The organism is Pseudomonas sp. EYE_354, from assembly GCF_023148575.1.
Lineage (GTDB): Bacteria > Pseudomonadota > Gammaproteobacteria > Pseudomonadales > Pseudomonadaceae > Aquipseudomonas.
The window spans coordinates 58795-84102 of sequence record NZ_JAHXNQ010000015.1 but is presented as its reverse complement, the minus strand read 5'-3'; the positions used below and the strand labels follow the sequence as shown (position 1 = coordinate 84102).

General features: G+C 60.5%; 27 protein-coding genes. 20 read left to right on the top strand and 7 right to left on the bottom strand.

Annotation, left to right across the window (positions count from 1 at the left end; genetic code table 11):
- Positions 1 to 39: 39 nt before the first annotated feature.
- Positions 40 to 456 carry an SRPBCC family protein gene (locus KZX66_RS20355; protein WP_248082674.1) on the top strand — a complete coding sequence of 139 codons (417 nt, stop codon included), beginning with the start codon at positions 40 to 42 and terminating at the stop codon, positions 454 to 456.
- 82 nt (positions 457 to 538) lie between these two features.
- Here KZX66_RS20355 and KZX66_RS20350 read toward each other — a convergent pair whose 3' ends face one another.
- Both KZX66_RS20350 and KZX66_RS20345 read right to left on the bottom strand, forming a co-directional pair.
- A complete protein-coding gene (locus tag KZX66_RS20350) occupies positions 539 to 1933 on the bottom strand; it encodes a HAMP domain-containing sensor histidine kinase (protein ID WP_248082673.1) in 1395 nt (464 codons plus the stop codon).
- On the bottom strand, positions 1911 to 2594 hold the full coding sequence (locus tag KZX66_RS20345; RefSeq protein WP_005787712.1) for a response regulator transcription factor: 684 nt from the start codon (positions 2592 to 2594) through the stop codon (positions 1911 to 1913). The genes KZX66_RS20350 and KZX66_RS20345 overlap by 23 nt, the downstream gene beginning before the upstream one ends.
- A 288-nt stretch (positions 2595 to 2882) precedes the next feature.
- Between KZX66_RS20345 and KZX66_RS20340 the strand changes: the two genes are divergently transcribed.
- Positions 2883 to 3788 carry a hypothetical protein gene (locus KZX66_RS20340; protein WP_248082672.1) on the top strand — a complete coding sequence of 302 codons (906 nt, stop codon included), beginning with the start codon at positions 2883 to 2885 and terminating at the stop codon, positions 3786 to 3788.
- Positions 3789 to 3951: 163 nt separating this feature from the next.
- Here the strand turns inward: KZX66_RS20340 and KZX66_RS20335 are convergent, their stop codons facing one another.
- Both KZX66_RS20335 and KZX66_RS20330 read right to left on the bottom strand, forming a co-directional pair.
- On the bottom strand, positions 3952 to 4860 hold the full coding sequence (locus KZX66_RS20335; protein WP_248082671.1) for a MurR/RpiR family transcriptional regulator: 909 nt from the start codon (positions 4858 to 4860) through the stop codon (positions 3952 to 3954).
- Positions 4861 to 4942: 82 nt separating this feature from the next.
- Positions 4943 to 5146: a hypothetical protein gene (locus KZX66_RS20330; protein WP_248082670.1), complete on the bottom strand. Its 204-nt coding sequence runs from the start codon at positions 5144 to 5146 to the stop codon at positions 4943 to 4945.
- Between KZX66_RS20330 and iolC the strand changes: the two genes are divergently transcribed.
- From iolC to KZX66_RS20255, 15 genes are all read left to right on the top strand, one after another.
- Positions 5145 to 7082, top strand: coding sequence for a 5-dehydro-2-deoxygluconokinase (gene iolC, locus KZX66_RS20325; RefSeq protein WP_248082668.1), 1938 nt, complete (start codon positions 5145 to 5147; stop codon positions 7080 to 7082). The two genes, KZX66_RS20330 and iolC, sit on opposite strands and share 2 nt — an antisense overlap.
- 89 nt (positions 7083 to 7171) lie before the next feature.
- The gene (iolE, locus tag KZX66_RS20320; RefSeq protein WP_248082666.1) at positions 7172 to 8065 is read left to right on the top strand and encodes a myo-inosose-2 dehydratase; all 894 of its coding nucleotides are present in this window, start codon (positions 7172 to 7174) and stop codon (positions 8063 to 8065) included.
- Entirely contained in the window at positions 8062 to 8850 is a 789-nt protein-coding gene (gene iolB, locus KZX66_RS20315) for a 5-deoxy-glucuronate isomerase (protein WP_248082664.1), read from the top strand. The genes iolE and iolB overlap by 4 nt, the downstream gene beginning before the upstream one ends.
- Before the next feature lie 22 nt (positions 8851 to 8872).
- Complete coding sequence (locus KZX66_RS20310; RefSeq protein WP_248082662.1) at positions 8873 to 9694, top strand: TIM barrel protein; 822 nt, start codon at positions 8873 to 8875, stop codon at positions 9692 to 9694.
- Positions 9695 to 9782: 88 nt separating this feature from the next.
- Positions 9783 to 11714: a 3D-(3,5/4)-trihydroxycyclohexane-1,2-dione acylhydrolase (decyclizing) gene (gene iolD / locus KZX66_RS20305; protein WP_248082660.1), complete on the top strand. Its 1932-nt coding sequence runs from the start codon at positions 9783 to 9785 to the stop codon at positions 11712 to 11714.
- Positions 11715 to 11732: 18 nt separating this feature from the next.
- Complete coding sequence (locus KZX66_RS20300) at positions 11733 to 12758, top strand: Gfo/Idh/MocA family oxidoreductase (protein ID WP_248082659.1); 1026 nt, start codon at positions 11733 to 11735, stop codon at positions 12756 to 12758.
- Positions 12759 to 12856: 98 nt separating this feature from the next.
- Positions 12857 to 13717: a sugar phosphate isomerase/epimerase gene (locus KZX66_RS20295; RefSeq protein ID WP_248082657.1), complete on the top strand. Its 861-nt coding sequence runs from the start codon at positions 12857 to 12859 to the stop codon at positions 13715 to 13717.
- A 13-nt stretch (positions 13718 to 13730) separates the two neighbouring features.
- Positions 13731 to 14759 (top strand): Gfo/Idh/MocA family oxidoreductase, encoded by a 1029-nt coding sequence (locus KZX66_RS20290; protein ID WP_248082655.1) that lies wholly within the window; start codon positions 13731 to 13733, stop codon positions 14757 to 14759.
- 127 nt (positions 14760 to 14886) lie between these two features.
- The gene (locus KZX66_RS20285) at positions 14887 to 15063 is read left to right on the top strand and encodes a hypothetical protein (protein WP_248082653.1); all 177 of its coding nucleotides are present in this window, start codon (positions 14887 to 14889) and stop codon (positions 15061 to 15063) included.
- 48 nt (positions 15064 to 15111) lie between these two features.
- Positions 15112 to 16047: a sugar ABC transporter substrate-binding protein gene (locus KZX66_RS20280; protein ID WP_248082651.1), complete on the top strand. Its 936-nt coding sequence runs from the start codon at positions 15112 to 15114 to the stop codon at positions 16045 to 16047.
- A 65-nt stretch (positions 16048 to 16112) separates the two neighbouring features.
- Positions 16113 to 17666: a sugar ABC transporter ATP-binding protein gene (locus KZX66_RS20275; protein ID WP_248082649.1), complete on the top strand. Its 1554-nt coding sequence runs from the start codon at positions 16113 to 16115 to the stop codon at positions 17664 to 17666.
- A 58-nt stretch (positions 17667 to 17724) separates the two neighbouring features.
- The gene (locus KZX66_RS20270; protein ID WP_248082647.1) at positions 17725 to 18747 is read left to right on the top strand and encodes an ABC transporter permease; all 1023 of its coding nucleotides are present in this window, start codon (positions 17725 to 17727) and stop codon (positions 18745 to 18747) included.
- Between the two features lie 343 nt (positions 18748 to 19090).
- Positions 19091 to 19495 (top strand): TraR/DksA C4-type zinc finger protein, encoded by a 405-nt coding sequence (locus tag KZX66_RS20265; RefSeq protein ID WP_003191666.1) that lies wholly within the window; start codon positions 19091 to 19093, stop codon positions 19493 to 19495.
- 185 nt (positions 19496 to 19680) lie between these two features.
- Positions 19681 to 21273: a methyl-accepting chemotaxis protein gene (locus KZX66_RS20260; RefSeq protein WP_248082646.1), complete on the top strand. Its 1593-nt coding sequence runs from the start codon at positions 19681 to 19683 to the stop codon at positions 21271 to 21273.
- A gap of 116 nt (positions 21274 to 21389) precedes the next feature.
- A complete protein-coding gene (locus tag KZX66_RS20255; RefSeq protein WP_248082644.1) occupies positions 21390 to 21593 on the top strand; it encodes a hypothetical protein in 204 nt (67 codons plus the stop codon).
- 5 nt (positions 21594 to 21598) lie between these two features.
- Here the strand turns inward: KZX66_RS20255 and KZX66_RS20250 are convergent, their stop codons facing one another.
- The 3 genes from KZX66_RS20250 to KZX66_RS20240 all read right to left on the bottom strand — a co-directional run bounded on the left by KZX66_RS20250 (position 21599) and on the right by KZX66_RS20240 (position 22518).
- Positions 21599 to 21835: a DUF2789 domain-containing protein gene (locus KZX66_RS20250; RefSeq protein ID WP_248082642.1), complete on the bottom strand. Its 237-nt coding sequence runs from the start codon at positions 21833 to 21835 to the stop codon at positions 21599 to 21601.
- Between the two features lie 71 nt (positions 21836 to 21906).
- Complete coding sequence (locus KZX66_RS20245) at positions 21907 to 22137, bottom strand: hypothetical protein (protein ID WP_248082640.1); 231 nt, start codon at positions 22135 to 22137, stop codon at positions 21907 to 21909.
- A 114-nt stretch (positions 22138 to 22251) separates the two neighbouring features.
- Complete coding sequence (locus tag KZX66_RS20240) at positions 22252 to 22518, bottom strand: hypothetical protein (RefSeq protein ID WP_248082639.1); 267 nt, start codon at positions 22516 to 22518, stop codon at positions 22252 to 22254.
- 420 nt (positions 22519 to 22938) lie between these two features.
- On the opposite strand from KZX66_RS20240, the gene KZX66_RS20235 reads away from it, so the two are divergent.
- The 3 genes from KZX66_RS20235 (at position 22939) to KZX66_RS20225 (ending at position 25134) form a co-directional block, all read left to right on the top strand.
- Entirely contained in the window at positions 22939 to 23388 is a 450-nt protein-coding gene (locus KZX66_RS20235; RefSeq protein WP_053256453.1) for a hypothetical protein, read from the top strand.
- Positions 23389 to 23515: 127 nt separating this feature from the next.
- Entirely contained in the window at positions 23516 to 24535 is a 1020-nt protein-coding gene (locus KZX66_RS20230) for an ABC transporter substrate-binding protein (RefSeq protein WP_248082637.1), read from the top strand.
- 161 nt (positions 24536 to 24696) lie between these two features.
- Positions 24697 to 25134, top strand: a complete 438-nt coding sequence (locus tag KZX66_RS20225; protein WP_248082636.1) for a DUF3995 domain-containing protein — start codon at positions 24697 to 24699, stop codon at positions 25132 to 25134.
- The last annotated feature ends 174 nt before the right edge of the window (positions 25135 to 25308 follow it).

Sequence of the window (25308 nt, the reverse complement as noted above, 5' to 3'; positions counted from 1 at the left end):
GGCTGAGCGAGGTTTTCCTACGACTTTTGGAGATTTACCGTGCCAACAGCATCTGCAGTGATTGAAATCCCGGTCTCGGCCGACACCGTCTGGCAACTCGTCGGCGGCTTCAACAGCCTGCCGGATTGGCTGCCGCTGATCGCCACCAGCGAAGCGGGCGAAGGCGGTCGCGTACGTCACCTCAAGACCGCCGACGGCGGCGTGGTGGTGGAGCGTTTGCAGACCTTCGACAACGTGGCCCGCACCTATAGCTACACGATCGAGCAATCGCCGTTTCCGGTGAGCGCGTACCTGGCGACGTTGCAGGTGGAGGCGCTGACGGAATCGTCGGCGAAGGTCACGTGGTCCGGCGTATTCACCCCGTCGGCGGGTACTACGGATGCGCAGGCGGAGGTCTTGTTCGCCGGCGTTTACAGCGGTGGGCTCGAGGCGCTGCGCGCAAATTTCCCGGCCTGAGCCGATCTGACAGGCAATGCCGCACACCGGTGGGAGCAGGCCCTCCCACACGTTGCCCTCACTGGCTTTCGCGTTGGATGGCTCAGGCTTCGGGCATCAGTTGTTGGCGGCACTCCAGGATCAGGCGCGCGCCCCCTCGCGCGCTGGTACCCACCTCCAGCTTGAAGCCGTGCAAGTTAATGATCGCCGCGACAATCGACAGGCCCAGGCCGAAGCCACCTCGCTGGTCGCCTTCGTCCACGCGGTAAAAACGCCGGAACACGGCAGCGCGTTCTGCTGCCGGTATGCCAGGCCCGGAGTCGTGCACTTCGATGCGCGTGCTGCCGGCGTCATTGACACCGCGCAGAATCACTTCGCCACCCGGTGGGGTGAACTTGATCGAGTTGCTCAGCAGGTTGGCCAGGGCTTCGAACAGCAACGCGCGATCGCCGGTGATCCAGGGCAGGGAGTCGGGCGCGTCCAGCACCAGATGCAGTTCGCCTTCTTCGGCCAGGGGCAGGTAAAAGTCATGCAGCTCGCGCAGCAGCGGCAGCGGGTCCATCAGCAAAAAGCCCGAGCGGCGCTGGTGGTCTTCCAGTTCCGAGATGCGCAACAGCCCGCGAAAGCGCGCCATCAGCGTGTCGGTTTCGGCGATGGCGTCGTCCAGCTGCACGGCATGGGCCGAGTCGTGTTCGGCCTGCTGCTTGATGCGGTAAAGCTGCGCGCGCAAGCGGGTCAGCGGGGTGCGCAGGTCGTGGGCGATGTTGTCGCACACGCCTTTGACCTCGTTCATCAGCTTCTCTATGCGGTCGAGCATGGCGTTGACGATGGCCGCGAGCATATCCAGTTCGTCGCGTCGGTCCGACAGCGGCAAACGGTGGGTGAGGTCACCGGCGACGATGGCTTCGGCGCTGGCCTGGATCCCACGAATCCGCCGTAACGGACGGCGGCGCAGCAGGTGCCAGCCGGCGGCGCCGGGGATGATCGTCAGGGACAATGCCCACAGCAGCGCATGCCAGATGATCCGCGTCACGCCGAACAGCGAACCGTTGGCCCGCACCAGCACCAGCCAGCGGCCGTCTTCGGTGTGGGTGGCCACGGCGTCGCAGCTGTCTTTGGGCAGTTTGGGGTCGTCGGAGTCGACGCAGTTGGCCAGGGCGTGGATCTTGCCATCCAGCGGCAGGTCGGGGGGGACCGCGCGGATCGGCCCGCTCAAGGGGCGAAATTGCTCGTCGAACAGGCCGTAGGCGTCCACGCCTTTCATGTCGAAGGTCATGCTGGTGGTCAGCGCGTCGACCAATTCTTCACCGTCGAAGCGCTGGAACAGGTGCTGACGCTGCATCAGCGAATGGCGCGAGAGGTCGCTCAGGTAGCCCGACACCTCGTAATACAGCACCCCCATGAGGATGCAGCTCCAGGCCACGAACAGCGAACTGTACAGCGCCAGCAAGCGGCTGCTGGAAGAGCGCCAGCCCTTAGAGGGGTTCAGCAATGACATAACCCGAACCTCGTACCGTGCGGATCAACGGCGTGAGGCCCGGTGGATCGATTTTCTTGCGCAGACGACCGATGTGCACGTCGATCAGGTTGGTGCCCGGGTCGAAGTGATAACCCCAGACTTCCTCGAAGATCATCATCCGCGACAGGATCTGCCCGGTGTTGCGCATCAGGAATTCCAGCAGTTTGTATTCAGTGGGCAGCAGGGTCAGCGGCTGCTCGGCGCGACTGGCCTCGCGGCTGATCAGGTTCAGCTCCAGGTCGGCCACGCGCAGGGCGGTTTCGAACTCCTTGACCGTGCTTTTGCGGCGCAACAGCACTTCGACGCGGGCGGCCATTTCATCGGAGGCGAATGGCTTGGTCAGGTAGTCGTCGCCGCCGGCGCGCAGGCCGCGCACACGTTCGTCCACATCGGAGAGGGCGCTGATCATCAGGATCGGCGTCGACACGCCGATGGTGCGCAGGGTGGTGACGATGGCCAGGCCATCCAGTTCGGGCAGCATGCGGTCCAGGGTGATCAGGTCGTAATCACCACTCACAGCACGGACCAGGCCTTCGCGGCCGTTGTCCACCCAATCTACGTCCAGTCCATGGCTACTCAGCTCAGCGACGATCTCGCGGGCCGTTACGGCGTCATCCTCGATGGTCAAAATGCGGGTCATAGGAGTACCTGGTGAGCGATTCACACTAGAAGTGAGGGCATTTTGCCAAGAAATGGCTGAACGCTTCCTAAATAAAACTTCATGTTTCAGGCGACCCGATGTTTTTCAGGGGAATGCATATCGCACGCCTGCGATGGGCGGGTGTTGCAACTTGCATGGAACGGGTAAGTTCAAAATATCTAACGTTTTGAAAAATAACGGTATTTATTTCTATGGCGACTGGCACGGTGCCTGCACTGTCCCTTTGAGACTTGTAACACCATCTTTCCTGCCGGGAGTACGACAACAATGATCACATCCTCATCCACGCTGCAAGCGTCGAGCACGCACTCCGGGGTTTCCTGGGGGGCGATCTTTGCCGGGGCCGCTGCGGCGGCTGCACTGTCGCTGATTTTGGTGCTGCTGGGCTTCGGCCTGGGTTTTTCGGCGGTGTCGCCGTGGGCGGACAGCGGTATCAGCGCCAAAGGGCTGGGCATATCCACGATTATCTGGCTGGCGTTTACGCAGATCGTCGCCTCCGGTCTGGGCGGTTACATCGCCGGCCGTTTGCGGGTGAAGTGGGCGGGCATGCACGGCGATGAGGTGTATTTTCGCGACACGGCCCATGGCTTCCTGGCCTGGGCAGTGGCTACGCTGATCACCGCGGTATTGGTCGTCGGTTCGGTCAGCAGTGTCGTCAGTGGGGGTGTGAAAGCCGGTGCCAGCGTCGCGGCGGGCGCGGCCAGCGGTATGACGCAAGCGGCGGGCAGTGCGGCCAAAGGCGTCAACGGCGGCGACTTCGACTACTACGTCGACAGCCTGTTTCGCGATGACCGCCCCGTGGCGGTCAGCGATGACGCGGCCCATGGTGTGGTCGCGCGCATCTTCACCCGCACCCTGAGCAACGACGGCCAACTTGCCGCCGAAGACCGTGCCTACCTGGCGCAGTTGATCAGCCAGCGCACCAACCTCAGCCAGGCCGAGGCCGAGGCGCGTATCGACAAGGTCTACGGCGATGCCCGTAAAGCCGTCGAAGACGCCAAGCTCAAAGCCAAGCAAGCTGCGGATACCGCCGCCAAAGTCGCCGCCTATACCTCGCTGTGGACATTTGTTGCACTGCTGATCGGCGCCTTCTTCGCCAGTTTCGCCGCAACCTTCGGCGGTCGTCGTCGCGATGCCGTGGTGTACGTCGAGACCGAAACCTACGTTCGTTAATTCAAGGAGAACACCATGCGCTCATTACTTCTGTGGTTCCTCGGCGTGCCGATCCCGGTAATTATCCTGATCGCCATTTTCATGCATTGATACCGCGACCATCTCGGTCCGATGCGGGAGGGGGGCAATCCCCCTCCCGCGTTTTATTTGCGGTAACCGAGCGTCAGTCGTCAAACCCCACCTGCTCGTGAATCTCATCCACCTTCAATTCCAACCGATAGGCCACGGCGATGAATAACGCCTGGCACAGGCACAGGGTGGCGCTCAACGAGCGGAAGGCGAACGATGACCCTTCGTTAACCAACAGCACCGCGTTGGCCCGCTTGGCCAGGGGCGAGAGGTTGCTGTCGGTGATGATCAGGGTCTTGGCCTGGTGGTGCTGGGCGATGCGCAGGCAGTGCTGGGTTTCTTTGCCGTAGGGCGTGAAGCTGATGGCGATCACCAGGTCATTGGCGCGCACGCTGCGCATCTGCTCGCGGTAGCTGCCGCCCAGGCCCGAGACCAGATGGATGCGTTTGTTGGTGTGCTGCAGGTTGTAGACCAGGTAGTCGGCCACCGCAAAGGAACGGCGTACGCCGACCACGTAGATATTGTCGGCGTTGACCACCAGGTCCACGGCTTTGTCGAATGCCACGTCATCCAGTTCCAGCCCCAGGCGCTCAATGCCCGACAGCGTCGCGTTGACACACTCGCGCGCCAGGTCCCCGCCGCTGGCCTTCTGCGATTTGTTGGCGATCATGCTGCGGATGCGTTGCTGATAGTTCTGCACCGGCGTGGTCTTGTGGGTGTAGGCCTCGCGAAACAACGCCTGCATCTCACTGAAACCACTGAAGCCAAAGCGTTGGGAGAACCGCACGATGGCCGAGGGGTGCACTTCGCATTCGCGGGCGATGTCGCTGATGCGGTCGACCATGATCCGGTCGCTTTGCTGGCTCATATAGCTGGCGATGCGTTTGAGTTGGCGCGGCAGGCTTTCGTATTCGTCGGTGATCAGCTGCAACAGGCGTTCGGCATTGATCGGAGGGCTGGCGAGCGGGGCTTCCAGGGTGGTCTCGGGATCGGTGCGGGACATGGGCAATCCTTCTGGCGTGTTCGTCTGATGCGCTGATGGGTGGCGCAAGTCTACAGGGTAGGCGCAAAAAAATACCCCGGCATCACGGCCGCCGTGGCTTGCTGAAACGATGCACGGTGGCTGGCGGGCCATTATGCCAACGTATTGGAAAAAATATTCCACTAAAAATAATTCTGGAATAAATATTGATTGCCGCAGCCGGACGTTCTAGTCTGCATCCACCAAGAGCGTTTGCCGTCGCCACGGCGGCACAACGCAGGCTGATAAAAATAACAGGAGCCAGCATGGGCCAGACTCGTTTTGCCAGTGGGCGTCAATTGGATCTGATTTGCCTCGGGCGCCTGGGCGTCGACCTCTACGCACAGCAAGTGGGTGCGCGGCTTGAGGACGTGTCCAGCTTTGCCAAGTACCTCGGCGGCTCTTCCGCCAACATCGCTTTCGGCACGGCGCGGCTGGGGCTCAAGTCGGCGATGTTGAGCCGGGTAGGCGACGACCATATGGGTCGCTTTCTGGTGGAATCCCTGGCCCGTGAAGGCTGCGATGTCAGCGGGATCAAGGTCGACCCGGAACGCCTCACCGCCCTGGTGTTGCTCGGCCTCAAAGACCGCGAAACCTTCCCGCTGGTGTTCTACCGCGAAAACTGCGCCGACATGGCGCTGCGCGCCGAAGACATCAGCGAAGCCTTTATCGCTTCGAGCAAAGCGCTGCTGATCACCGGCACGCATTTCTCCACCGACAGCGTGTACAAGGCCAGCATCCAGGCCCTGGAGTACGCCGCCAAACACAACGTCAAGCGCGTCCTGGACATCGATTATCGCCCGGTGCTGTGGGGCCTGGCGGGCAAGGCTGACGGCGAAACGCGGTTTGTCGCCGACCAGAATGTGAGCGCGCATGTGCAGAGGATCCTGCCGCGGTTTGACCTGATCGTGGGCACCGAAGAGGAGTTCCTGATCGCCGGTGGCAGTGAAGACCTGCTTGGCGCGCTGCGGACTGTGCGCGAACTCACGCCCGCCACCCTGGTGGTCAAGCTGGGCCCGCAGGGCTGCACGGTGATTCACGGTGCGATTCCCGCGCGCCTGGAAGACGGCGCGATCTACCCTGGGGTGCGCGTCGAGGTGCTCAACGTGCTGGGCGCCGGCGATGCGTTCATGTCGGGCTTCCTCAGCGGTTGGCTCAACGACGCCGGCGATGAGCGTTGCAGCCAATTGGCCAACGCCTGCGGTGGCCTGGTGGTGTCGCGCCACGCCTGCGCACCCGCCATGCCGACCCCCGCCGAATTGGAGTACCTGTTCAACAGCCCGGTGCCGATCACCCGTCCGGACCAGGACGTGACCCTGCAACGTCTGCACCGTGTCACGGTGCCGCGCAAGGCGTGGAAGCAGTTGTTCATCTTCGCCTTCGATCATCGTTGGCAATTGGTCGACCTGGCGCAACGCGGTGGCCAGGATCCGGCCCGTATCAGCGCTATCAAGCAGCTGTTTATCCGGGCCATCGAACGGGTGGAAACAAAGCTCGCCGATCAGGGTGTCGACGCCGATGTGGGCCTGTTGGCTGACCAACGCTTTGGCCAGGACGCGCTCAACGCCGCCAGCGGCCGTGGCTGGTGGATCGCACGTCCGGTGGAGGTGCAGAACTCACGGCCCCTGGCCTTCGAGCACGGCCGTTCGATTGGTAGCAACCTGATCGCCTGGCCCCAGGAGCAGATCATCAAGTGCCTGGTGCAATTTCATCCAGACGACGAGCCGCTGCTGCGCCTGGAGCAGGAAGCCCAACTCAAGGCGGTGTACGAGGCTTCGCTGATAAGCGGCCATGAACTGCTGCTGGAAGTCATCCCGCCCAAGGAGCACCCGTCCACTTACCCCGATGTGCTCTACCGCAGCCTCAAGCGCCTTTACAACCTGGGCATTTACCCGGCGTGGTGGAAGATCGAAGCGCAGTCGGCCGAGGAGTGGGAAAAGCTTGACGCGCTGATTCACGAGCGTGATCCGTACTGCCGTGGCGTGGTGCTGCTGGGCTTGAATGCCTCGGCAGAGTGCCTTGCCGAAGGCTTTCGCCAAGCACGCCTGAGCACCACTTGCCGTGGGTTTGCCGTGGGGCGCACGATTTTCCAGGCGCCGAGCAAGGCGTGGATGGCGGGGGAGATCGATGACGAAACCCTGATCCAGCAGGTGCAGGCCACCTTCGAGCAACTCATTGCCGCCTGGCGCAGCGCGCGAAAGTAAACAGGCTCAAAGGCGGGAGCGAGCAAGCCCGCTCCCACACAAGGCCGATCTAACCAGGCTTACGTCAGATAAAAACAAAAGGTGCAGCCATGCCCGCAATTCGAATTGGCATCAACCCGATCTCCTGGAGCAACGACGACCTGCCGGCCCTGGGTGGTGAAACGCCGCTGAGCACCGCTTTGAGCGAGGGCCAGGCGATCGGCTACGAAGGTTTTGAACTTAACGGCAAATTCCCCAAGGACGCCAAAGGCGTGGGCGATGTGCTGCGCCCCTATGCCCTGGCGCTGGTCTCCGGCTGGTATTCCAGCCGCCTGGCGCGACGCTCGGTGGCCGAAGAGATCGAGGCGATTACCGGCCATGTCGACGTGTTGAAACAGAACGGCGCCACGGTGCTGGTGTACGGCGAGGTGGCCGATTCGATCCAGGGTTCGCGCATTCGCCTGATCGAGCGCCCGCGCTTTCACAGCGAGCAGGCCTGGCAGGACTATGCCGACAAGCTCACGGAACTGGCGCGCTTCACCCTGTCGCAGGGCGTGCGTCTGGCGTACCACCACCATATGGGCGCCTACGTCGAGTCCCCCGAAGACATCGACCAACTGATGCAGCGAACGGGTCCGGAAGTCGGCCTGTTGTTTGACTCGGGCCACTGTTACATGGGCGGCGGCGACCCTCTCCAGGTGCTGCGTAAACACATCGAGCGCGTCTGCCATGTGCACTTCAAGGATGTGCGCAAACCGGTGGTGCAACTGGCGCGCAACCAGATGTGGAGCTTCCCCGACTGCATCGTCAACGGCACCTTTACGGTGCCCGGCGATGGCGATATCGACTTTGCCGAACTGCTGGACGTGCTGCTCGCCGCCAACTACCAAGGCTGGCTGGTAGTGGAGGCCGAGCAGGACCCGGCGGTGGCGCCCAGCTATATCTATGCAAAAAAGGGTTATGACACGTTGCGTGCGCTTCTCAACGAGAGGACCAAACCATGAGCTTGCTGGTAAAGAGCAGTAAACGCGGGCAAACCATGGTCGCCCTGGAAGAGGGGCGCTTGGAATACGTAGGCTTTGCCGCCTACCGCCTGAGCCTTGGCGAAACCCTGCCGGTCACCGCCGGTGATCAGGAGCTGTGCCTGGTGCTGCTCAGCGGCCGCGTGACGATCGAAGGCGAGGGCTTCACCTGGCAGAACCTCGGTGATCGCCAGTCGGTGTTCGAAGACAAGTCGCCGTTCGCCGCGTACCTGCCGCCTGGCACCACGGCCCAAGTCACGGCGTTGAGCGACGTGCAGATCGCCGTGTGCGCCGCGCCCGGCGCGGGTGGTTACGCGCCACGCTTGATTCGCCCCGAAGACTGCAAGCGCAGCGTACGCGGCAAAGGCGCCAACACCCGCTATGTGTGCGACATCCTGCCCGATACCTCACCGGCCCATTCGCTGCTGGTGGTGGAAGTGCGCACACCGTCCGGGCACTCGTCGAGCTACCCGCCGCACAAGCACGACACCGATGACCTGCCGCACCAGAGCTTTCTGGAAGAGACCTACTATCACCAGATCAACCCACCCCAGGGCTTCGTGTTCCAGCGGGTGTACACCGACGACCGCAGCCTCGACGAGGCCATGGCCGTGGAAAACAGTGACCTGGTGGTGGTGCCCAAGGGCTACCACCCGGTCAGCGTGCCGTACGGCTACGAGTCTTACTACCTGAACGTGATGGCCGGGCCCAAGCGCGCCTGGCATTTCCACAATGACCCGCAGCACAGCTGGCTGCTGGACCTTTAAGCAGTTTTGACGGAGAACAATAATGAAATCGCCTCTACGTTTTGCCCTGAACCGCATGGTCGCGCCTAACCTTTCCCTGCCGGATTTTATCCAGTTGGCAGCAAAGCTGCAGTGTGACGCCATCGAGATCCGCAACGACCTCAGGGGCAGTGAAATCGAATACGGCACGCCGGCCAGCCGCGTGAGCGAGTTGTGCGCGGTACAGGGCATTACGGTGCTGTCGATCAACGCGCTGTACCCCTTTGACGTATGGAACGACGAACGTCGGTCCCAGGCGATCAAACTCGCCACTTATGCACGTGAATGCGGCGCTCAGGGGCTGGTGATGTGCCCGCTGAATGATCGCGGCGACACCCGCGACGAAGCCCAGCGTGCCGCCGGTCTGCGCACCGCGCTGAGCGAACTGGCGCCGATCCTGCGCGAATACGGGATTCTCGGGTTCATCGAGCCACTGGGTTTCGAAGAATGCGCGCTGCGCCGCAAACGCGTTGCGGTGGACGCAATCAAGGCGATTGGCGGCCTGGATGTGTTCCGCCTGGTACACGATACCTTCCACCATCACTTGGCCAGCGAGCATGAGTTCTTCCCGGAACTGACAGGCCTGGTGCATATCTCCGGCGTGGAAGATGCCGATGCACCCTTGAATTCGATTCGCGACGGCCACCGCGTGTTGGTGGGCGAGGGCGATATTCTCGGCAATGCCGCGCAAATCGACACCCTGCTTAGCACCGGTTACGGCGGCTATCTGTCATTTGAACCGTTCGCCGAAAGCGTGCATGGGCTGACGGATATTCAGCAGGCCTTGGGGGCTAGCATCGCCCACCTGCGAAATTCCCGAGCCTGACACCGATCAACCTGCGGGAGCTGACAAGCCAGCTCCCGCATTGGATCTCTGTTGATCAATGGACCTGCATTTACACAGGGTGTAAGACATGACCACAACACGATTGACCATGGCCCAGGCCCTGCTGAAGTTCCTGGATAACCAGTACATCGAAATCGACGGTGTGCAGAGCAAATTCGTTGCCGGGGTGTTCACGATTTTCGGCCACGGCAATGTGCTGGGGTTGGGCCAGGCCTTGGAACAGGACAGCGGCGACCTGGTGGTGCATCAGGGGCGTAACGAGCAAGGCATGGCGCACGCCGCCATCGGTTTCGCCAAGCAGCACCTGCGCCGTAAGATTTATGCGTGTACGTCGTCCGTCGGCCCTGGCGCTGCGAATATGCTGACCGCTGCCGCCACTGCTACGGCCAACCGCATCCCATTGCTGCTGTTGCCCGGCGATATCTACGCCAGCCGCCAGCCCGACCCGGTGCTGCAACAGATCGAGCAGTTCCATGACTTGAGCATCAGCACCAACGATGCGTTCCGTTCTGTCAGCAAATACTGGGACCGTATCAACCGTCCCGAACAATTGATGACGGCGGCGATCCATGCGATGCGCGTGCTCACAGACCCTGCTGAAACCGGCGCGGTGACCCTGGCCCTGCCGCAGGATGTGCAAGGCGAAGCCTGGGATTACCCCGACTATTTCCTGCAAAAGCGTGTGCACCGTATCGACCGTCGCCCGGCGACCAGCGCGATGCTGGGCGACGCCGTGGCTGCCTTCAAGGGCAAGCGCAAGCCGCTGATCATTTGCGGTGGCGGGGTCAAGTACGCCGGCGCCAATGCTGCGCTGCAGGCCTTCGCCGAGCGCTTCGATATTCCCTTCGCTGAGACTCAGGCGGGCAAGAGCGCGGTGGTGTCCAGCCATCCGTTGAACGTCGGTGGCATTGGCGAGACGGGCTGTCTGGCGGCGAACCTGCTGGCGCCGGAGGCGGACCTGATCATTGGCATCGGCACGCGCTACACCGACTTCACTACCTCGTCCAAGTCGCTGTTCAAGCATGCCGAGGTGAAGTTCCTGAACCTGAATATCAGCCCCTGCGATGCGTTGAAACTCGATGGCGTACAAGTACTGGGTGATGCCAAAGTCGTACTTGAAGCGCTGGCCGATGCCCTCGGCGATTACCGTTCCAACTGGGGCGAGCAGGTGCGCGAGACCAAGGTGCAACTGGATACTGAAGTTGATCGCATCTACCAGGCCGATTACCAGAGCGAAAACTTCGTCCCGGAAATCAACGATCACATGGACCCAGCGGTACTGCGCGAATTCATCGAGCTGACCGGTTCCTGCCTGACGCAAAGCCGCGTGCTCGGCGTACTCAACGAAACCCTGGCCGACGATGCCATCATCGTCGCGGCCGCCGGCAGTCTGCCCGGTGATTTACAGCGCAGTTGGCGCAGCAAGGGCGTCAACACCTATCACGTCGAATATGGTTATTCGTGCATGGGTTATGAGGTCAACGCCGCCCTCGGCGTGAAGCTGGCCGAATCTGAGCGCGAGGTCTACGCCTTGGTGGGTGATGGTTCCTACATGATGCTGCACTCGGAGCTGGCCACCTCGATCCAGGAGCGGCGCAAGATCAACGTGGTGTTGTTCGACAACATGACCTTTGGCTGCATCAACAATCTGCAGATGGAACACGGCATGGATAGCTTCGGCACCGAGTTCCGCTTCCGCAGCCCCGAGACCGGCAAGCTCGACGGCGGGTTTGTGCCGGTGGATTTCGCCATGAGCGCGGCGGCCTATGGTTGCAAGACCTACAAGGTCAGCAGCGTCGAGCAACTGCGGATGGCATTGGCCGATGCTCGCAGGCAAACGGTGTCGACGCTGATTGATATCAAAGTTCTACCCAAAACCATGATTCACAAATACCTGTCGTGGTGGCGGGTGGGTGTGGCGCAAGTCTCCAACAGTGCACGCATCGACGCGGTGGCAAAACAACTCAATGAGCGCCTGGCCAAAGCCCGGCAGTACTGATAACAAAAGGAGTGATTCATGTCTTTGCTTTCTAATTCACTGCGGTTAGGTGTAATCGGCACTGGCGCCATCGGCCGCGACCATATTCGTCGTTGCAGCCAGACCTTGCTCAATAGCCAGGTAGTGGCCGTGACTGACATCAACCTTGAACAGGCCGCCAAAGTGGTCGCCGACTTGAAACTCACCGCCGAGGTTTATCCGGACGGCCACGCGCTGATCAATTCGCCACAGGTGGAGGCGATCCTTGTGACCTCCTGGGGGCCGAGCCATGAAGAATTTGTGCTTGCCGCCATCGCAGCCGGTAAACCCGTATTCTGCGAAAAACCGTTGGCCGTCACCGCCGCAGGTTGCCGTAAGATCGTCGACGCCGAAGTGGCCTATGGCAAGCGCCTGGTGCAGGTTGGTTTCATGCGCCCGTATGACGAAGGCTATCGCGCCCTCAAGGCGGTGATCGACAGTGGCCAGATTGGCGAGCCCCTGATGCTGCATTGCGCGCACCGCAATCCGACGGTGGGCGAGAATTACAAGACCGACATGGCAATCACCGACACCCTGATCCACGAGCTGGACGTGTTGCGCTGGCTGCTTAACGATGACTACGTGTCGGTGCAGGTGGTGTTCCCGCGCAAGACCAGCAAGGCGTCGGCTCATTTGCGTGACCCGCAGATCGTGCTGCTGGAGACCGCCAAGGGCACGCGCATTGATGTGGAAGTTTTTGTGAACTGCCAGTACGGCTACGACATCCAGTGTGAAGTGGTGGGGGAGACCGGTATCGCCAAATTGCCGGAGCCTTCGCAAGTGCAATTGCGCAGCGAGGCGAAGCTGTCCAATGCGATTCTCATGGACTGGAAAGATCGCTTTATCGGAGCCTATGACGTGGAGTTGCAAGCGTTTATCGACAGCGTGCGCTCCGGACAGGTCGGTGGGCCGTCGGCGTGGGATGGCTTCGCGGCAGCGGTGGCTGCGGATGCGTGCATCGAAGCGCAGAACCGCGAGCAGATCGTCAAAGTCGACCTGCCTCCACGCCCGAACTTCTACGGCTGAGTACATATTCCACTTACGGCATTCGGTCAATGTGGGAGCAGGCAAACCAGCTCCCACTTCGGATCGGGTTCCGGTTTCAGAGACGGGAGTACCTGAACATGCGCATCGCACTAGACCCTTACATGTACCGCCATCTGCCCCTTGGCCAGATGGTCGACAAAACTGCCGAGCTTGGCTACCAGTATATCGAGCTGTCGCCGCGTGAAGACTTTCTGCCGTTCTACAAAGCCGCTCGCGTCGATCGTGCGCGCATCAAGGAGTTTCGCAAAGCCTTGAGTGATGCAGGCGTGCAACTGTCCTCGCTGTTGCCCATGTACCATTGGGCCGCCGCCGACGAAGGCTTGCGCGTGGCTGCCGTGCGCAACTGGAAACGTGCGATCCAGATCGCCGTGGAAATGGATTGTGAGCTGGTCAACACCGAATTCACCGGGCAGTCGGACAACCCCCTGGTCTGCGAAAACCAGTTCATGCGTTCTATGGACGAGCTGATACCGGAGTTCGAGCGCGAAGGCATCAAGTTGGATATCCAGGCGCACCCGTACGATTTTTGCGAACGCAACAATGAGTCGGTGGACATCATTCGTGGTCTTGATCGCGATTGGATCAACTATCTATACGCCGCACCGCACACCTTCTTTTACGACGACGGAAAAGGCGATATCGCCTCGATGCTTAACTATGCCGGCTCCAAGCTGAGCCACTTGATCATTGCCGATACCTACAACCACCGCGCCTCTTCAAACTTGCGTTACATCGTCAATCCGCCAGGTGTGACCGCGACCGTGCATCAACACCTGGATATCGGCCAGGGCGAAGTGAACTGGGACGCGTTTTTTGGCACGCTGCGCGAGATCAAGTTCGATGGCATCGCCACCGTCTCGGTGTTCGCCTGGGAAGACCGCCCGGATGAATCCAACCGGATGATGCTGGAGCGTGTCACCCGTGAACTGTGCCGATAAAGGAGCTGGCCCCATGCGCATTGGACTCGTCGGCTATGGTCACGGCGGCCGCTTTTTTCACGCACCGCTGATTGCAACGCTGCCCGGCGCAACCTTTGTCGGTGTTGTTACCCGCTCGTCCGAGCGGCGGCAACAGTTGGCCACCGATCACCCAGACCTGAGGGCTTATGACAGCATTGGCCAAATCGTCAAAGCCGGCGTGGATGTCCTGGTGGTTTCCACCACGCTCAAGGGTCGCCCGGCCCTTGTGCTGGAAGCCATTGAACACTGCGTTGACGTGGTCAGCGACAAACCCTTCGCGGCCAACGCCGAACAGGCTCAGGCGCTGATCACGGCGGCTGAGCGTCATGCCGTACTGCTGACGGTGTACCAGAACCGGCGCTGGGACTCGGATTACCTGACCCTGCGCAAACTGATTGACGCCGGGGCCCTGGGCACCATCACTCGTTTTGAATCCCGCGTGGAGCGCTTCAGCCCGCAAGCGGTCGGCAATGCCAGCGGCGGCGGTTGGTTGCGCGATCTGGGCAGCCACCTGGTGGACCAGGCGCTGCAATTGTTCGGCCCGGTGGACCGGGTGTTCGCGCAACTGCATTACACCGCCGAACATCCCAGCGTCGACCATGGGTTTTTCGTCTCGCTGACCCATGCCAACGGGGTGATTTCCCACCTGTGGGGCAATGCCCTGCAAAACAGCCAGGCCCCGCGGTTTCGGGTAAGCGGCAGCCTGGGGTGTTACACCGTCGAGGGGCTCGATGGCCAGGAAGAGGCGCTGATGGCCGGCAAGTCGCCGAAAACCGAGGGCGAGCACTGGGGCGCCGAAGAGCACCGGCGCTGGGGCTGGTTTGAGCATGGCGCGGACCGCGAGCGGGTGCCTTCGGAGAAAGGCTGCTGGACGCAGTTTTATCGGCAGTTGCAATCCGCTGTGCAAGGGCAGGGGGCCTTGCCGGTCGACGCGTATGAAGCGCTGGAAACCACCCGTATATTGGACGCCGCACGGCTGAGTGCCGAGCGCCAGCAGGTGGTTTCAACAAAAATAGAATAAAATTCTAAAACAGGTTGATATGGAAATTATTTTCCAATAAAGTCTTTTCCAGGTTGCATAAAGTACGTCGCGGACTCGATCCCGGCGACTCAACAAAAACAAGATCAAAACAACCAGGTACCGTCAGATGAAAATCTTCAACGCTGTACTGCGAGTTTTACGCCCTGCCCACACGCCACGCGATCTGCCCCGCGCCCGGCCGTTCTACTTTTCCTTCCTTAACGTGCTGTGCGTCGAAAACCACGGCGCGCTGGTCTGGTGCATTCCAGGCGCACCGGTCGTCCGACTGCCCGCCGAGCTCTGATAAACGCAACGTCCAGAAAACCAACAAGAAAGTGGAGACAGACCGTTCATGAAGACCCCGATTCGTTTTACCGCGCTGGCCTTGTCCATGCTGCTCGCCAGTGGTGTGGCCTCGGCTGCCGATCTGAAGATAGGCGTGAGTATGTCCGCCTTCGATGACACCTTTCTCACCTACCTGCGTGAGGACATGGACAAACAAGCCAAGTCCTATCCCAAGGGTGACGGCGTGCAGCTGCAGTTCGAAGACGCCCGTGCCGACGTGGTGAAACAACTGAGCCAGGTCGAGAATTTCATCAGCCAGAAAGTCGACGCGATTATCGTCAATCCAGTGGATACGGCGTCGACCGCCAATATCACCAAGGCTGCCACCGCTGCGGGCATTCCGCTGGTCTACGTCAATCGCCGGCCTGATCAGACCGACCTGCCCAAAGGTGTGGTAACGGTCACGTCCAATGATCTGGAAGCGGGCAGGATGCAGATGCAGTACCTCGCCGACAAGATGGACGGCAAGGGCAAAATCGTGATTTTGCTGGGTGATTTGGCCAACAACGCCACGATCAATCGTACCAAAGGCGTCAAAGATACCCTGGCCAAGTACCCTAATATCAAGATCGAGCAGGAGCAGTCGGGTATCTGGTCACGCGACAAAGGCATGACCCTGGTCAACGACTGGCTGACTCAAGGTCGTGAGTTCAATGCAGTGGTATCCAACAACGACGAAATGGCCATTGGCGCGGCGATGGCGCTCAAATCGGCGGGTACCAAGCCTGGCACCGTGCTGATTGGCGGCGTCGACGGCACCCCGGATGGTTTGAACGCGATCACCAAAGGCGAACTGGCGGTGTCGGTATTCCAGGATGCCAACGGCCAGGCGTCAGGCTCAGTTGACGCGGCGCGCAAGATGGCGAAAAAAGAGCCCGTCGAGCAGAACGTGGTGATCCCGTACCGACTGATCACCCTCGACAACGTCAAAGACTTCAAGTAGCCCTGACATAACAACAATAAGCCGGCAGGGCGGTCGTGCCCGCCCTGCCGATGGAGTACCGCCCTATGCTCGCTCAAGCCGCTGTCTCGCAGCCCCCCGGTATCCAGCCCCTGCCGCTGGACGAACCCTACCTGCTGGAAATCGTCAATATCAGCAAAGGCTTTCCCGGCGTCGTGGCCCTGGCCGACGTGCAACTGCGCGTGCGCCCCGGCACGGTGCTGGCGCTGATGGGGGAGAACGGTGCGGGCAAATCGACCTTGATGAAAATCATCGCCGGCATCTACCAGCCCGACGCCGGCGAAATTCGCCTGCGCGGAGAGCCCATCGTCTTTGAGACGCCGCTGGCGGCACAAAAGGCCGGGATCGCCATGATTCATCAGGAACTCAACCTGATGCCGCACATGAGCATCGCCGAGAACATTTGGATCGGCCGCGAGCAGCTCAACAGCCTGCACATGGTCAACCACCGCGAAATGCACCGCTGCACCGCCGAGTTGCTGGCGCGCCTGCGGATTAATCTGGACCCGGAAGAGCAGGTCGGCAACCTGAGCATCGCCGAGCGGCAGATGGTCGAGATTGCCAAGGCGGTGTCCTACGACTCCGACATCCTGATCATGGACGAGCCCACCTCGGCCATTACCGAAAAGGAAGTGGCGCACCTGTTTTCGATCATTGCCGACCTCAAATCCCAGGGCAAAGGCATCGTCTACATCACGCATAAAATGAACGAAGTGTTTGCCATCGCCGATGAAGTGGCCGTGTTCCGCGACGGTCACTATATCGGCCTGCAACGTGCCGACAGCATGAACAGCGACAGCCTGATCTCGATGATGGTGGGGCGTGAGCTGAGCCAGTTGTTCCCGGTGCGCGAGACGCCCATCGGCGAGCTGCTGCTGTCGGTGCGCGACCTGCGCCTGGACGGCGTGTTCAAGGACGTGTCGTTCGACCTGCATGCCGGCGAGATTCTCGGTATCGCCGGGCTGATGGGCTCGGGCCGTACCAATGTGGCGGAAACCATTTTTGGCATCACCCCAAGCGACGGCGGGCAGATCGTGCTGGACGGTCAGCCGGTCCGCATCAGCGACCCGCACATGGCCATCGAAAAAGGCTTTGCGCTGTTGACCGAGGACCGCAAGCTCAGTGGCCTGTTCCCCTGCCTGTCGGTGCTGGAAAACATGGAAATGGCCGTGCTGCCGCACTATTCGGACAACGGCTTTATCCAGCAGAAAGCCCTGCGCGCGCTGTGCGAAGACATGTGCAAAAAGCTGCGGGTCAAAACCCCGTCCCTGGAGCAGTGCATCGACACGCTGTCGGGCGGCAACCAGCAGAAAGCCTTGCTCGCGCGCTGGCTGATGACCAACCCGCGCCTGCTGATCCTGGACGAGCCGACCCGTGGCATTGACGTCGGGGCCAAGGCCGAGATCTACCGCTTGATCTCCTTCCTCGCCAGCGAGGGCATGGCGGTGATCATGATTTCCTCAGAGCTGCCCGAAGTGTTGGGCATGAGCGACCGGGTAATGGTGATGCATGAAGGCGAACTGATGGGCACCCTGGACCGCGCCGACGCGACCCAGGAAAAAATCATGCACTTGGCCTCCGGGATGACCGCGGTCCACTGACGAACAGCCGTGCGGGCCTGCGGTTGGTCCGCGCCATAGAATAAAAAGGTGATTGGCTATGAACGCAATAACAGACAACAAGCCTGCCACGGCCCCGGTCAAGCAGCGGCGGCGCCTGCCCACCGAGCTGAGCATCTTCCTGGTGTTGATCGGTATTGGCCTGGTGTTTGAGCTGTTCGGCTGGATCGTGCGCGACCAGAGCTTTTTGATGAACGCTCAGCGCCTGGTGCTGATGATCCTGCAAGTCTCGATCATCGGCCTGCTGGCCATCGGTGTGACCCAAGTGATCATCACCACCGGGATCGACTTGTCATCCGGCTCGGTGCTGGCACTGTCGGCGATGATTGCCGCCAGTTTGGCGCAGACCTCCGACTTTTCCCGCGCCGTGTTCCCGAGCCTCACCGACCTGCCGGTATGGATCCCGGTGGCGATGGGGCTGGGTGTGGGGTTGCTGGCGGGGGCGATCAACGGCAGCATCATTGCAGTCACGGGGATCCCGCCGTTTATTGCGACCCTGGGCATGATGGTCTCGGCCCGTGGTCTGGCGCGTTATTACACCGAAGGCCAGCCGGTGAGCATGCTCTCCGATTCCTACACGGCGATCGGCCATGGCGCGATGCCGGTGATCATCTTTCTGGTCGTCGCGGTGATCTTCCATATCGCCCTGCGCTACACCAAGTACGGCAAATACACCTACGCCATCGGCGGCAACATGCAGGCGGCGCGGACCTCGGGGATCAACGTCAAGCGCCACCTGATCATCGTCTATAGCATCGCCGGCCTCCTGGCGGGCCTCGCCGGCGTCGTGGCCTCGGCACGCGCCGCCACCGGCCAGGCGGGTATGGGCATGTCCTACGAGCTGGATGCGATCGCGGCGGCGGTCATCGGCGGCACCAGCCTGGCGGGCGGGGTAGGGCGCATCACCGGCACGGTGATCGGCGCGCTGATCCTCGGGGTGATGGCCAGCGGCTTCACCTTCGTCGGCGTGGATGCTTATATTCAGGACATCATCAAGGGCTTGATCATCGTAGTGGCAGTGGTGATCGACCAATACCGCAACAAGCGCAAGCTCAAGCGATGAGTGGCAGCGGCAAGTGACAAGCGGCAAGTGGCACGCTTTAAAGCTCTCCACTTGCCACTTGTAGCTTGCAGCTCATCCCATATAGCTGCTCTACGAACTTTCCTGCTATAAACGCACTCCGATGACCGTTCGCCAAGCCCGTCCTGGTGCCTTTTGGGGTTGTATCGGAAAAAATGCCTGTCTTTTCAGTTGCTGCGCCCTCAAGTCGGCCTTAGACTGCCGCCCCTCGTAAATTGAGTGCCGGGTGGCGCTTGGAATGGATGGCGCCGTTCCGAGGCCTGCACAGGTCGGCCGGAACGCTCCCTTATTCGCCTTAATGCACGTATTTTTTATAGAGAAATCAATGACAAAGGAAAAGTTGCTGGCCATGCCGGCGGATGACTACATGAATGCCGAACAGCACGCTTTTTTTGAGAAGTTGCTGCAAGACATGAAAGTGGAACACCACGAGCGCATTGAACAGAACCGTATCGCCATTGAAAGCCTGGACACCCCGGCTGACCCGGCCGACGCCGCTTCCGTGGAAGAAGAGCGCACCTGGCTGGTCAATGCGATCGACCGCGACCAGCGCATGCTGCCGCAGCTTGAGCGTGCACTGGAACGCATCAAGGAAGATTCCTTCGGCTGGTGCGATGACAGCGGCGAGCCTATTGGCCTCAAGCGCCTGCTGATCAGCCCTACCACCAAGTACTGCATCGAAGCCCAAGAGCGCCACGAGCAGATCGACAAGCACCAGCGCCAAGCCTGATGCGGTGAAGTTTGGGGGGATTGTTGAAGCGGTCCCCCAAAGAAAGACACGTTACGCCCCGTCTATTGATCTATTGCACGTACCCCACTAAAGGCCCATGGATAATGGCCCGATAGTGGCGTTAAATGCAGGAACAACAATGACAAGCAGTGGGGGTAACGACGATGGCTGGAGACGGAACTCTGATGGGCGCAGCTGTGCCACCGCAACCGGTGGTGCGCGGGTTGCCCGGCTGGCTCACGCCGCTTATGCAGAGCACCGCCCTGGTGCTGATACTGTTGGGCCTGGCCCTCGCCAGCCTGCCGATCTACCTCTGCCTGCCATTGGCCTTGCTGGTGATCTGGCTGCCCCGCCTGAGAACGCCCAAACCGGCAACAATGCACACAGCGGCCACCGATGCCATCGGCGACCTGACCCGCGACCTGTCCTATACCACCAGCCATAACGCGCTGTCCGCCGCTGGCGTGGCCTATTCGGTCAAGCAACTGGCGGCCCGCGTGCAATCGCAACTGAGCGCGGCCAAACAGATTGTCAGCAGCGCCGAAGTGATGATCGGTACCGAACAAGTCACCTCGAAATTGAGCCGCGACGCCCTGGAAGCTGCCAGCCAGGCCCATCAGCGCAGTACCGAAGGCCGTGACGTGCTGGCCCAGTCGATCACCCGCATGCACCAGCTCAGCCAGCGTGCCAACGCCAGTCGCCAGTTGATCGAGGCGTTGAGCCAGCGCAGCGAAGAAATCCAGCGCGTCACCCTGGTGATCCAATCCATCGCCAGCCAGACCAACCTGCTGGCGCTTAACGCGGCGATTGAGGCTGCGCGCGCCGGCGAACATGGGCGCGGCTTCGCCGTGGTGGCCGATGAAGTGCGTGGCTTGGCCGGCCGCACGGCCACGGCCACCGATGAGGTCGGCGTGATGGTGGCGGATATCCAGCAGCGCACGGCTCAGGTGGTGGAGCAGATTCGCCAGTTGTCGGCGGACTTGAACACCGGTGTCGAGCAGGTGGAACACGCCGGCGAACAGTTGCACAGCATCGCCAGCCTGGCGGCAAATGTGGAAGTGCAGGTCAATGAAATCGCCCAGGGCGCCGACACCAATCGCCTCCAGCTCGACAGCCTGTTCCACGCCGTGGAGCAGATGCGCAGCGACCTCGATGTGAGTGACCAGCAGACCCGCCAACTGGCCGACGCCGCCGTGCAAATGGAAGGGCAGGCCGAAACCATCAGTGAACGCCTGGCGGCGGTCGGGCTGGATGACTATCACCAGCGGGTGTACGACCTGGCGCGCGAAGGGGCCAGTCGCATTGCGGCGCAATTCGAGGCCGACGTGCTGCAAAATCGCATCAGCCTGGACGACCTGTTCGACCGCAGTTACACGCCGATTGCCAATACCCATCCGAGCAAATACCACACTCGCTTCGACGGCTATACCGATCAGGTGCTGCCGGCGATTCAGGAAGCGCTGTTGCCGCGCCATGAGGGGCTGGTGTTCGCCATCGCCTGCACGCAACAGGGTTATGTGCCTACCCATAACAAGGCCTTTTCCCAGCCCTTGACCGGTGATGCCCAGGTCGATGCGGTGCAAAACCGCACCAAGCGCAAGTTCGACGACCGTACCGGGATCCGCTGCGGCAGCCATCAGCAAGCGGTGTTGTTGCAGACCTACACCCGCGATACCGGCGAGCTGATGCACGATCTGTCGGTACCGATCATGGTCAGGGGACATCATTGGGGCGGGTTGCGCCTGGGGTATAAACCTGAGGTCGCCAAGGGCGTTTGAGGGGATTGTTGCTGTTTATGCAACGAAGCTATGCCGCGGGATCGCTTTTTCGCATTAATGGAACGTCGTAGCATGTCGCGCATTGTTAGCCAGCTAACGAATTGCGGAGAAGTGTTATGCAAAACAAAGTCGATGTCGCGGTGATTATCGGCAGTGGCGTCCCCGAAACCCTGCGCGCGCTGGGCCAGAACGCCTGTTGGGTGGTGCTGCTCGACGGTGAGCAGCGCGGCGCCGCGTTCGCCAGCCGCGATCAAGCGCATGCTTGCAGGGCTGCCTGGGAGGCGCAGTTGCGCCTGGAACGGTCAGGCAGCCTGCACTGAGTGCGTTACTGGCCTTGATGCAGGCGCTGGTTCAGCTCATCCACCGCGATGGCCCAGTCGGCGTCTTCGCGTAACTCCTCCTTGAGAAACTGCGCCTGCTGCGAGGTCCAGAACGGTGCGTCGATGAGCTTGACGTCGTCACTCAGTGGGTGCGCGGCAATAAAGGCGTCGATAGCTTCGGGCGTCGACTCCAGGCCCAGTTGATCAAATAAGGTTTCGAGCGTAGGTATCGGCGCGTCCATGTAGTTCTCCCTGCGGTTTTGAAGGTGGTATGCATGGGAGGCCTGGAGCGTGACAGAGTTCGATCGGTGTTTCAGGAAGTCAGGGCCCCTGAATCCACGGCAGTCTTGAGGGCCAGGGCGGATTCTTTCCCGGCGCTGGCAGCGGTCTCCAGGGTCTTGAACCAACGGTCCTTTTCCACTTGGTGCGTTGTGACGGTGGTCAGCGGCGGCTTGGCGCGCATCACGATCACGGCTTGAAATTCACCGTCTACTTCCCTTGCGTCGCCATGAATGAAAAATTCGCCAATATCAAATTCCGTCACGTATCGCCTTCCCTTCGAGGTAACTAACTGCACTGATGAAACCTGACCCGCACGGGGCAAACTTCAATGGACGGGCCAGTATGGCAGTTGTTGAGGGGTGGCGGCGCAGTAAACTCACCCGGCTGACGAAACGATCCCTCCAGACAGGTTGGCTTCCAACTGTCTGGCCAGCTCGCAGGCTTGGATGTGGTCGCTGCGAAAACCTTTGATCCTGCCGCTGTTCACTTCAAGGATATGAAAGAAATTGCGCCCGGCAGGTACAACTTGGTAAAGAACGGAATTGGAGTACCCGCTGGGGCTGTGCAAGCAGTAGTATTGGCGTTCGTCCTGACAGGATGAACGAGCGCGGGAAGACGTAGCGTCGTGTTGACGTCGTTGCATGGTCAGCTCCTGTCGATTGATCTTGTTGTCACACCAGCAGTGTTTCAGGTGGTTTTGACCCCTGTTGCTGTTTTAGTATTGTCGTCTGCGCGTGGCACCTGGTTCCAAACCGAGGTGTTTTCGTTTGTACACGTTGTCGGAAACAGCGTTTTTAATTGGGTTATTCTCTGAAGCGGTTCGACCGGTATTCTCTGGTTAGTGAACCTGTGATTTCCTGTGATGCCGGATGACCTTGCACAAGGTCTGTCGTGTACGGCTGTACCCGTCGCGGGGCGCAGCAGCGGGGTCTTCTTCAGTTTTTTTCAAAGAGCATGTGCTGTGTGGTCGTGCCTGTAAGGCCGTTTTTTTGTGCTGCCCGCGCTTGGCGGACAGCGCTCTTTTCGATGTGGGGGCGTTTCCTTGGCAGTCAGTAATCTGGATATGCACGCGTTGTTCGTGCTGGGTGATTTGCGCGCAAAGTTGGTCAAGCAGTTTCAATCTCGTTTCGTTTACATCACTGAGCAGACGCCGGAAGGCATCTACATCGCCGAAATCGATACCGAAACAGCGTTGGTCGTGGATGACAAACCTCGTTTGGAACTCAAAGTCGGTGACCACTTTCGCGCAGCTGTATTGCCCAGTCGCGAAGGCGGCAAGTTCGAACTCAAATTTCGCGACATCAAGTTGACGGTATATGGCCTGGGCGACTACGCCTTTGTTTCTTCAACCGAAGGCCAGGGCATCGTCTTCAAGGAAGGCCACAGCGTCATGCTGGTATTCGCCGCCAATGAACAACTGCAGGAAGGCCTGACCAAAACCCTCAAGGCCGTGACCGGCAAGGCCGCCAAGTGGCGCAAGGGTGAACTGGTGACATTCAAGGCCAGCGAATAACCGACAGCGAACATCTTCTATCTCCCGGAACCTCTTCTACAGTTGAGTTGACTTAACTATTCAGAGGCTTCGCGCGCATGCAGCAAAGCCGTCCGCTATCGGCTGCAACATCGCGAGGTGCAAGGGCATGAAAGGATTGAGAACGCTGTTGGCTGCTTCTCTGACGACGCTGAGTCTGTCAGTCGCTTCGCTGCCGGCTGCGGCCGCACCGGCGCCGGTGCACTTTGCCGACCTGAACTGGGAAAGCGGCAGCCTGATCACCGAAATACTGCGGGTGATTGTCGAGAAGGGCTATGAACTGCCGACCGACACCTTGCCCGGTACTACCATCACCCTGGAAACCGCCCTGGCCAAAAATGATATCCAGGTGATCGGCGAAGAATGGGCAGGTCGCAGCCCCGTGTGGGTCAAGGCCGAGGCCGAAGGCAAAGTGGTGGGTCTGGGCGATACCGTCAAAGGCGCGACCGAAGGCTGGTGGGTGCCGGAGTACGTGGTCAAGGGCGATCCCGTCAAAGGCATCAAGCCCTTGGCGCCGGAGCTTAAAAGCGTGAAGGACCTGGCCCGCTACAAGGACGTGTTCAAGGACCCGGAATCCCCTGGCAAGGGCCGCTTTCTCAACAGCCCCATCGGCTGGACCTCGGAGGTGGTGAACAAGCAGAAGCTCAAAGCCTACGGCCTGGACGACAGCTACGTGAACTTTCGCAGCGGTTCGGGCGCGGCGCTGGATGCCGAAATCGCCTCGTCGATACGCCGTGGCAAACCGGTGTTGTTCTACTACTGGTCCCCCACGCCTTTGATGGGGCGCTACAAACTGATCCAGTTGGAAGAGCCGCCGTTCGATGCCGAGGCCTGGAAGACGCTGACGGACGCGGATAACCCCGATCCGAAGCCGACGCGGTCGCTGGCATCCAAGTTGAGCATCGGCGTGTCGACGCCGTTCCAACAGGCGCATCCGCAGATCGTGGCGTTTTTTGAGAAGGTCGAGTTTCCGATTGATCCGCTGAATAAGGCCCTGGCAAGCATGAGTGAGAACCACACAGCGCCACGGGAGGCGGCCCGGATGTTTATGAAAGCGCATCCAGAGGTGTGGAAGGCGTGGTTGACCGAGGATGTGGCGCAGAAGGTTGAAGCTGGGTTAAGTCAGTAAAGCGTGCACCGCGTGTGTGGGCTGGCCCACGTACGCGGTGCATTTGAGCATTGAAACGGGCGATTTGCATGAGGAACACTTTGCTGTCAGCCGCCGACGAAATGCCTGCAATAAATCTCCTGGCGACTATGCTGAGTCGCACCTTTTGAAGGAGACCCGCCATGAGCTTTGTCATCGCACGATGGATCGTCGGCGTTTTCACCTGCATCAGCATGGTGCACCTGTACTGGGCGGCTGGCGGCAAACTCGGCAGCCTCGCCGCCATCCCCCAACTTCCCGGCGAATTCGCCAGCGGGCCTCGCCCGGCGTTCAAACCCTCGGCGCTGGGCACCTTTTTAGTGGCCATGGGGTTGGTGGCGATTGCCGTGCTCGTGTGTCTGCGGGCTGGCCTGTATTTCTCGCCGGTGTCCCATGGGGCTTTGCAATGGGGCATCAGTGCGATTGCGTTGGTGATGTTCGCCAGGGCGATTGGGGATTCGGAATTGGTGGGGTTTTTCAAGAAGGTAGGCGGATCGCGGTTTGCGCGGCTGGATACCTGGTTTTATTCGCCGTTGTGTTTGGTCTTGGGGGCGGGGTTGTTGGTGGTGGCATGGAGTTGAGGGGCTGATCGCTCGGTAAAGGGCAAGGCGTCGACGCGCTGCCGCAGCCAAAAGCGTCAGGATGAACGGTTGGCAACATCACAGAGGGCTGACCAACAAAGGGACAGAACCGCGCTAGCCCAGCTCAATGGGCTACACGAAAACACGATACGACTGATTGCAGCACGTGCCAAG

Excerpts from the sequence above, each read along its gene's own strand:
- KZX66_RS20350 (WP_248082673.1), bottom strand. The coding sequence starts at position 1,933 with ATGTCATTGCTGAACCCCTCTAAGGGCTGGCGCTCTTCCAGCAGCCGC.
- KZX66_RS20345 (WP_005787712.1), bottom strand. The coding sequence starts at position 2,594 with ATGACCCGCATTTTGACCATCGAGGATGACGCCGTAACGGCCCGCGAG.
- KZX66_RS20340 (WP_248082672.1), top strand. The coding sequence starts at position 2,883 with ATGATCACATCCTCATCCACGCTGCAAGCGTCGAGCACGCACTCCGGG.
- KZX66_RS20335 (WP_248082671.1), bottom strand. The coding sequence starts at position 4,860 with ATGTCCCGCACCGATCCCGAGACCACCCTGGAAGCCCCGCTCGCCAGC.
- iolC (WP_248082668.1), top strand. The coding sequence starts at position 5,145 with ATGGGCCAGACTCGTTTTGCCAGTGGGCGTCAATTGGATCTGATTTGC.
- KZX66_RS20330 (WP_248082670.1), bottom strand. The coding sequence starts at position 5,146 with ATGCTGGCTCCTGTTATTTTTATCAGCCTGCGTTGTGCCGCCGTGGCG.
- iolE (WP_248082666.1), top strand. The coding sequence starts at position 7,172 with ATGCCCGCAATTCGAATTGGCATCAACCCGATCTCCTGGAGCAACGAC.
- iolB (WP_248082664.1), top strand. The coding sequence starts at position 8,062 with ATGAGCTTGCTGGTAAAGAGCAGTAAACGCGGGCAAACCATGGTCGCC.
- KZX66_RS20310 (WP_248082662.1), top strand. The coding sequence starts at position 8,873 with ATGAAATCGCCTCTACGTTTTGCCCTGAACCGCATGGTCGCGCCTAAC.
- iolD (WP_248082660.1), top strand. The coding sequence starts at position 9,783 with ATGACCACAACACGATTGACCATGGCCCAGGCCCTGCTGAAGTTCCTG.
- KZX66_RS20300 (WP_248082659.1), top strand. The coding sequence starts at position 11,733 with ATGTCTTTGCTTTCTAATTCACTGCGGTTAGGTGTAATCGGCACTGGC.
- KZX66_RS20295 (WP_248082657.1), top strand. The coding sequence starts at position 12,857 with ATGCGCATCGCACTAGACCCTTACATGTACCGCCATCTGCCCCTTGGC.
- KZX66_RS20290 (WP_248082655.1), top strand. The coding sequence starts at position 13,731 with ATGCGCATTGGACTCGTCGGCTATGGTCACGGCGGCCGCTTTTTTCAC.
- KZX66_RS20285 (WP_248082653.1), top strand. The coding sequence starts at position 14,887 with ATGAAAATCTTCAACGCTGTACTGCGAGTTTTACGCCCTGCCCACACG.
- KZX66_RS20280 (WP_248082651.1), top strand. The coding sequence starts at position 15,112 with ATGAAGACCCCGATTCGTTTTACCGCGCTGGCCTTGTCCATGCTGCTC.
- KZX66_RS20275 (WP_248082649.1), top strand. The coding sequence starts at position 16,113 with ATGCTCGCTCAAGCCGCTGTCTCGCAGCCCCCCGGTATCCAGCCCCTG.
- KZX66_RS20270 (WP_248082647.1), top strand. The coding sequence starts at position 17,725 with ATGAACGCAATAACAGACAACAAGCCTGCCACGGCCCCGGTCAAGCAG.
- KZX66_RS20265 (WP_003191666.1), top strand. The coding sequence starts at position 19,091 with ATGACAAAGGAAAAGTTGCTGGCCATGCCGGCGGATGACTACATGAAT.
- KZX66_RS20260 (WP_248082646.1), top strand. The coding sequence starts at position 19,681 with ATGGGCGCAGCTGTGCCACCGCAACCGGTGGTGCGCGGGTTGCCCGGC.
- KZX66_RS20255 (WP_248082644.1), top strand. The coding sequence starts at position 21,390 with ATGCAAAACAAAGTCGATGTCGCGGTGATTATCGGCAGTGGCGTCCCC.
- KZX66_RS20250 (WP_248082642.1), bottom strand. The coding sequence starts at position 21,835 with ATGGACGCGCCGATACCTACGCTCGAAACCTTATTTGATCAACTGGGC.
- KZX66_RS20240 (WP_248082639.1), bottom strand. The coding sequence starts at position 22,518 with ATGCAACGACGTCAACACGACGCTACGTCTTCCCGCGCTCGTTCATCC.
- KZX66_RS20235 (WP_053256453.1), top strand. The coding sequence starts at position 22,939 with ATGCACGCGTTGTTCGTGCTGGGTGATTTGCGCGCAAAGTTGGTCAAG.
- KZX66_RS20230 (WP_248082637.1), top strand. The coding sequence starts at position 23,516 with ATGAAAGGATTGAGAACGCTGTTGGCTGCTTCTCTGACGACGCTGAGT.
- KZX66_RS20225 (WP_248082636.1), top strand. The coding sequence starts at position 24,697 with ATGAGCTTTGTCATCGCACGATGGATCGTCGGCGTTTTCACCTGCATC.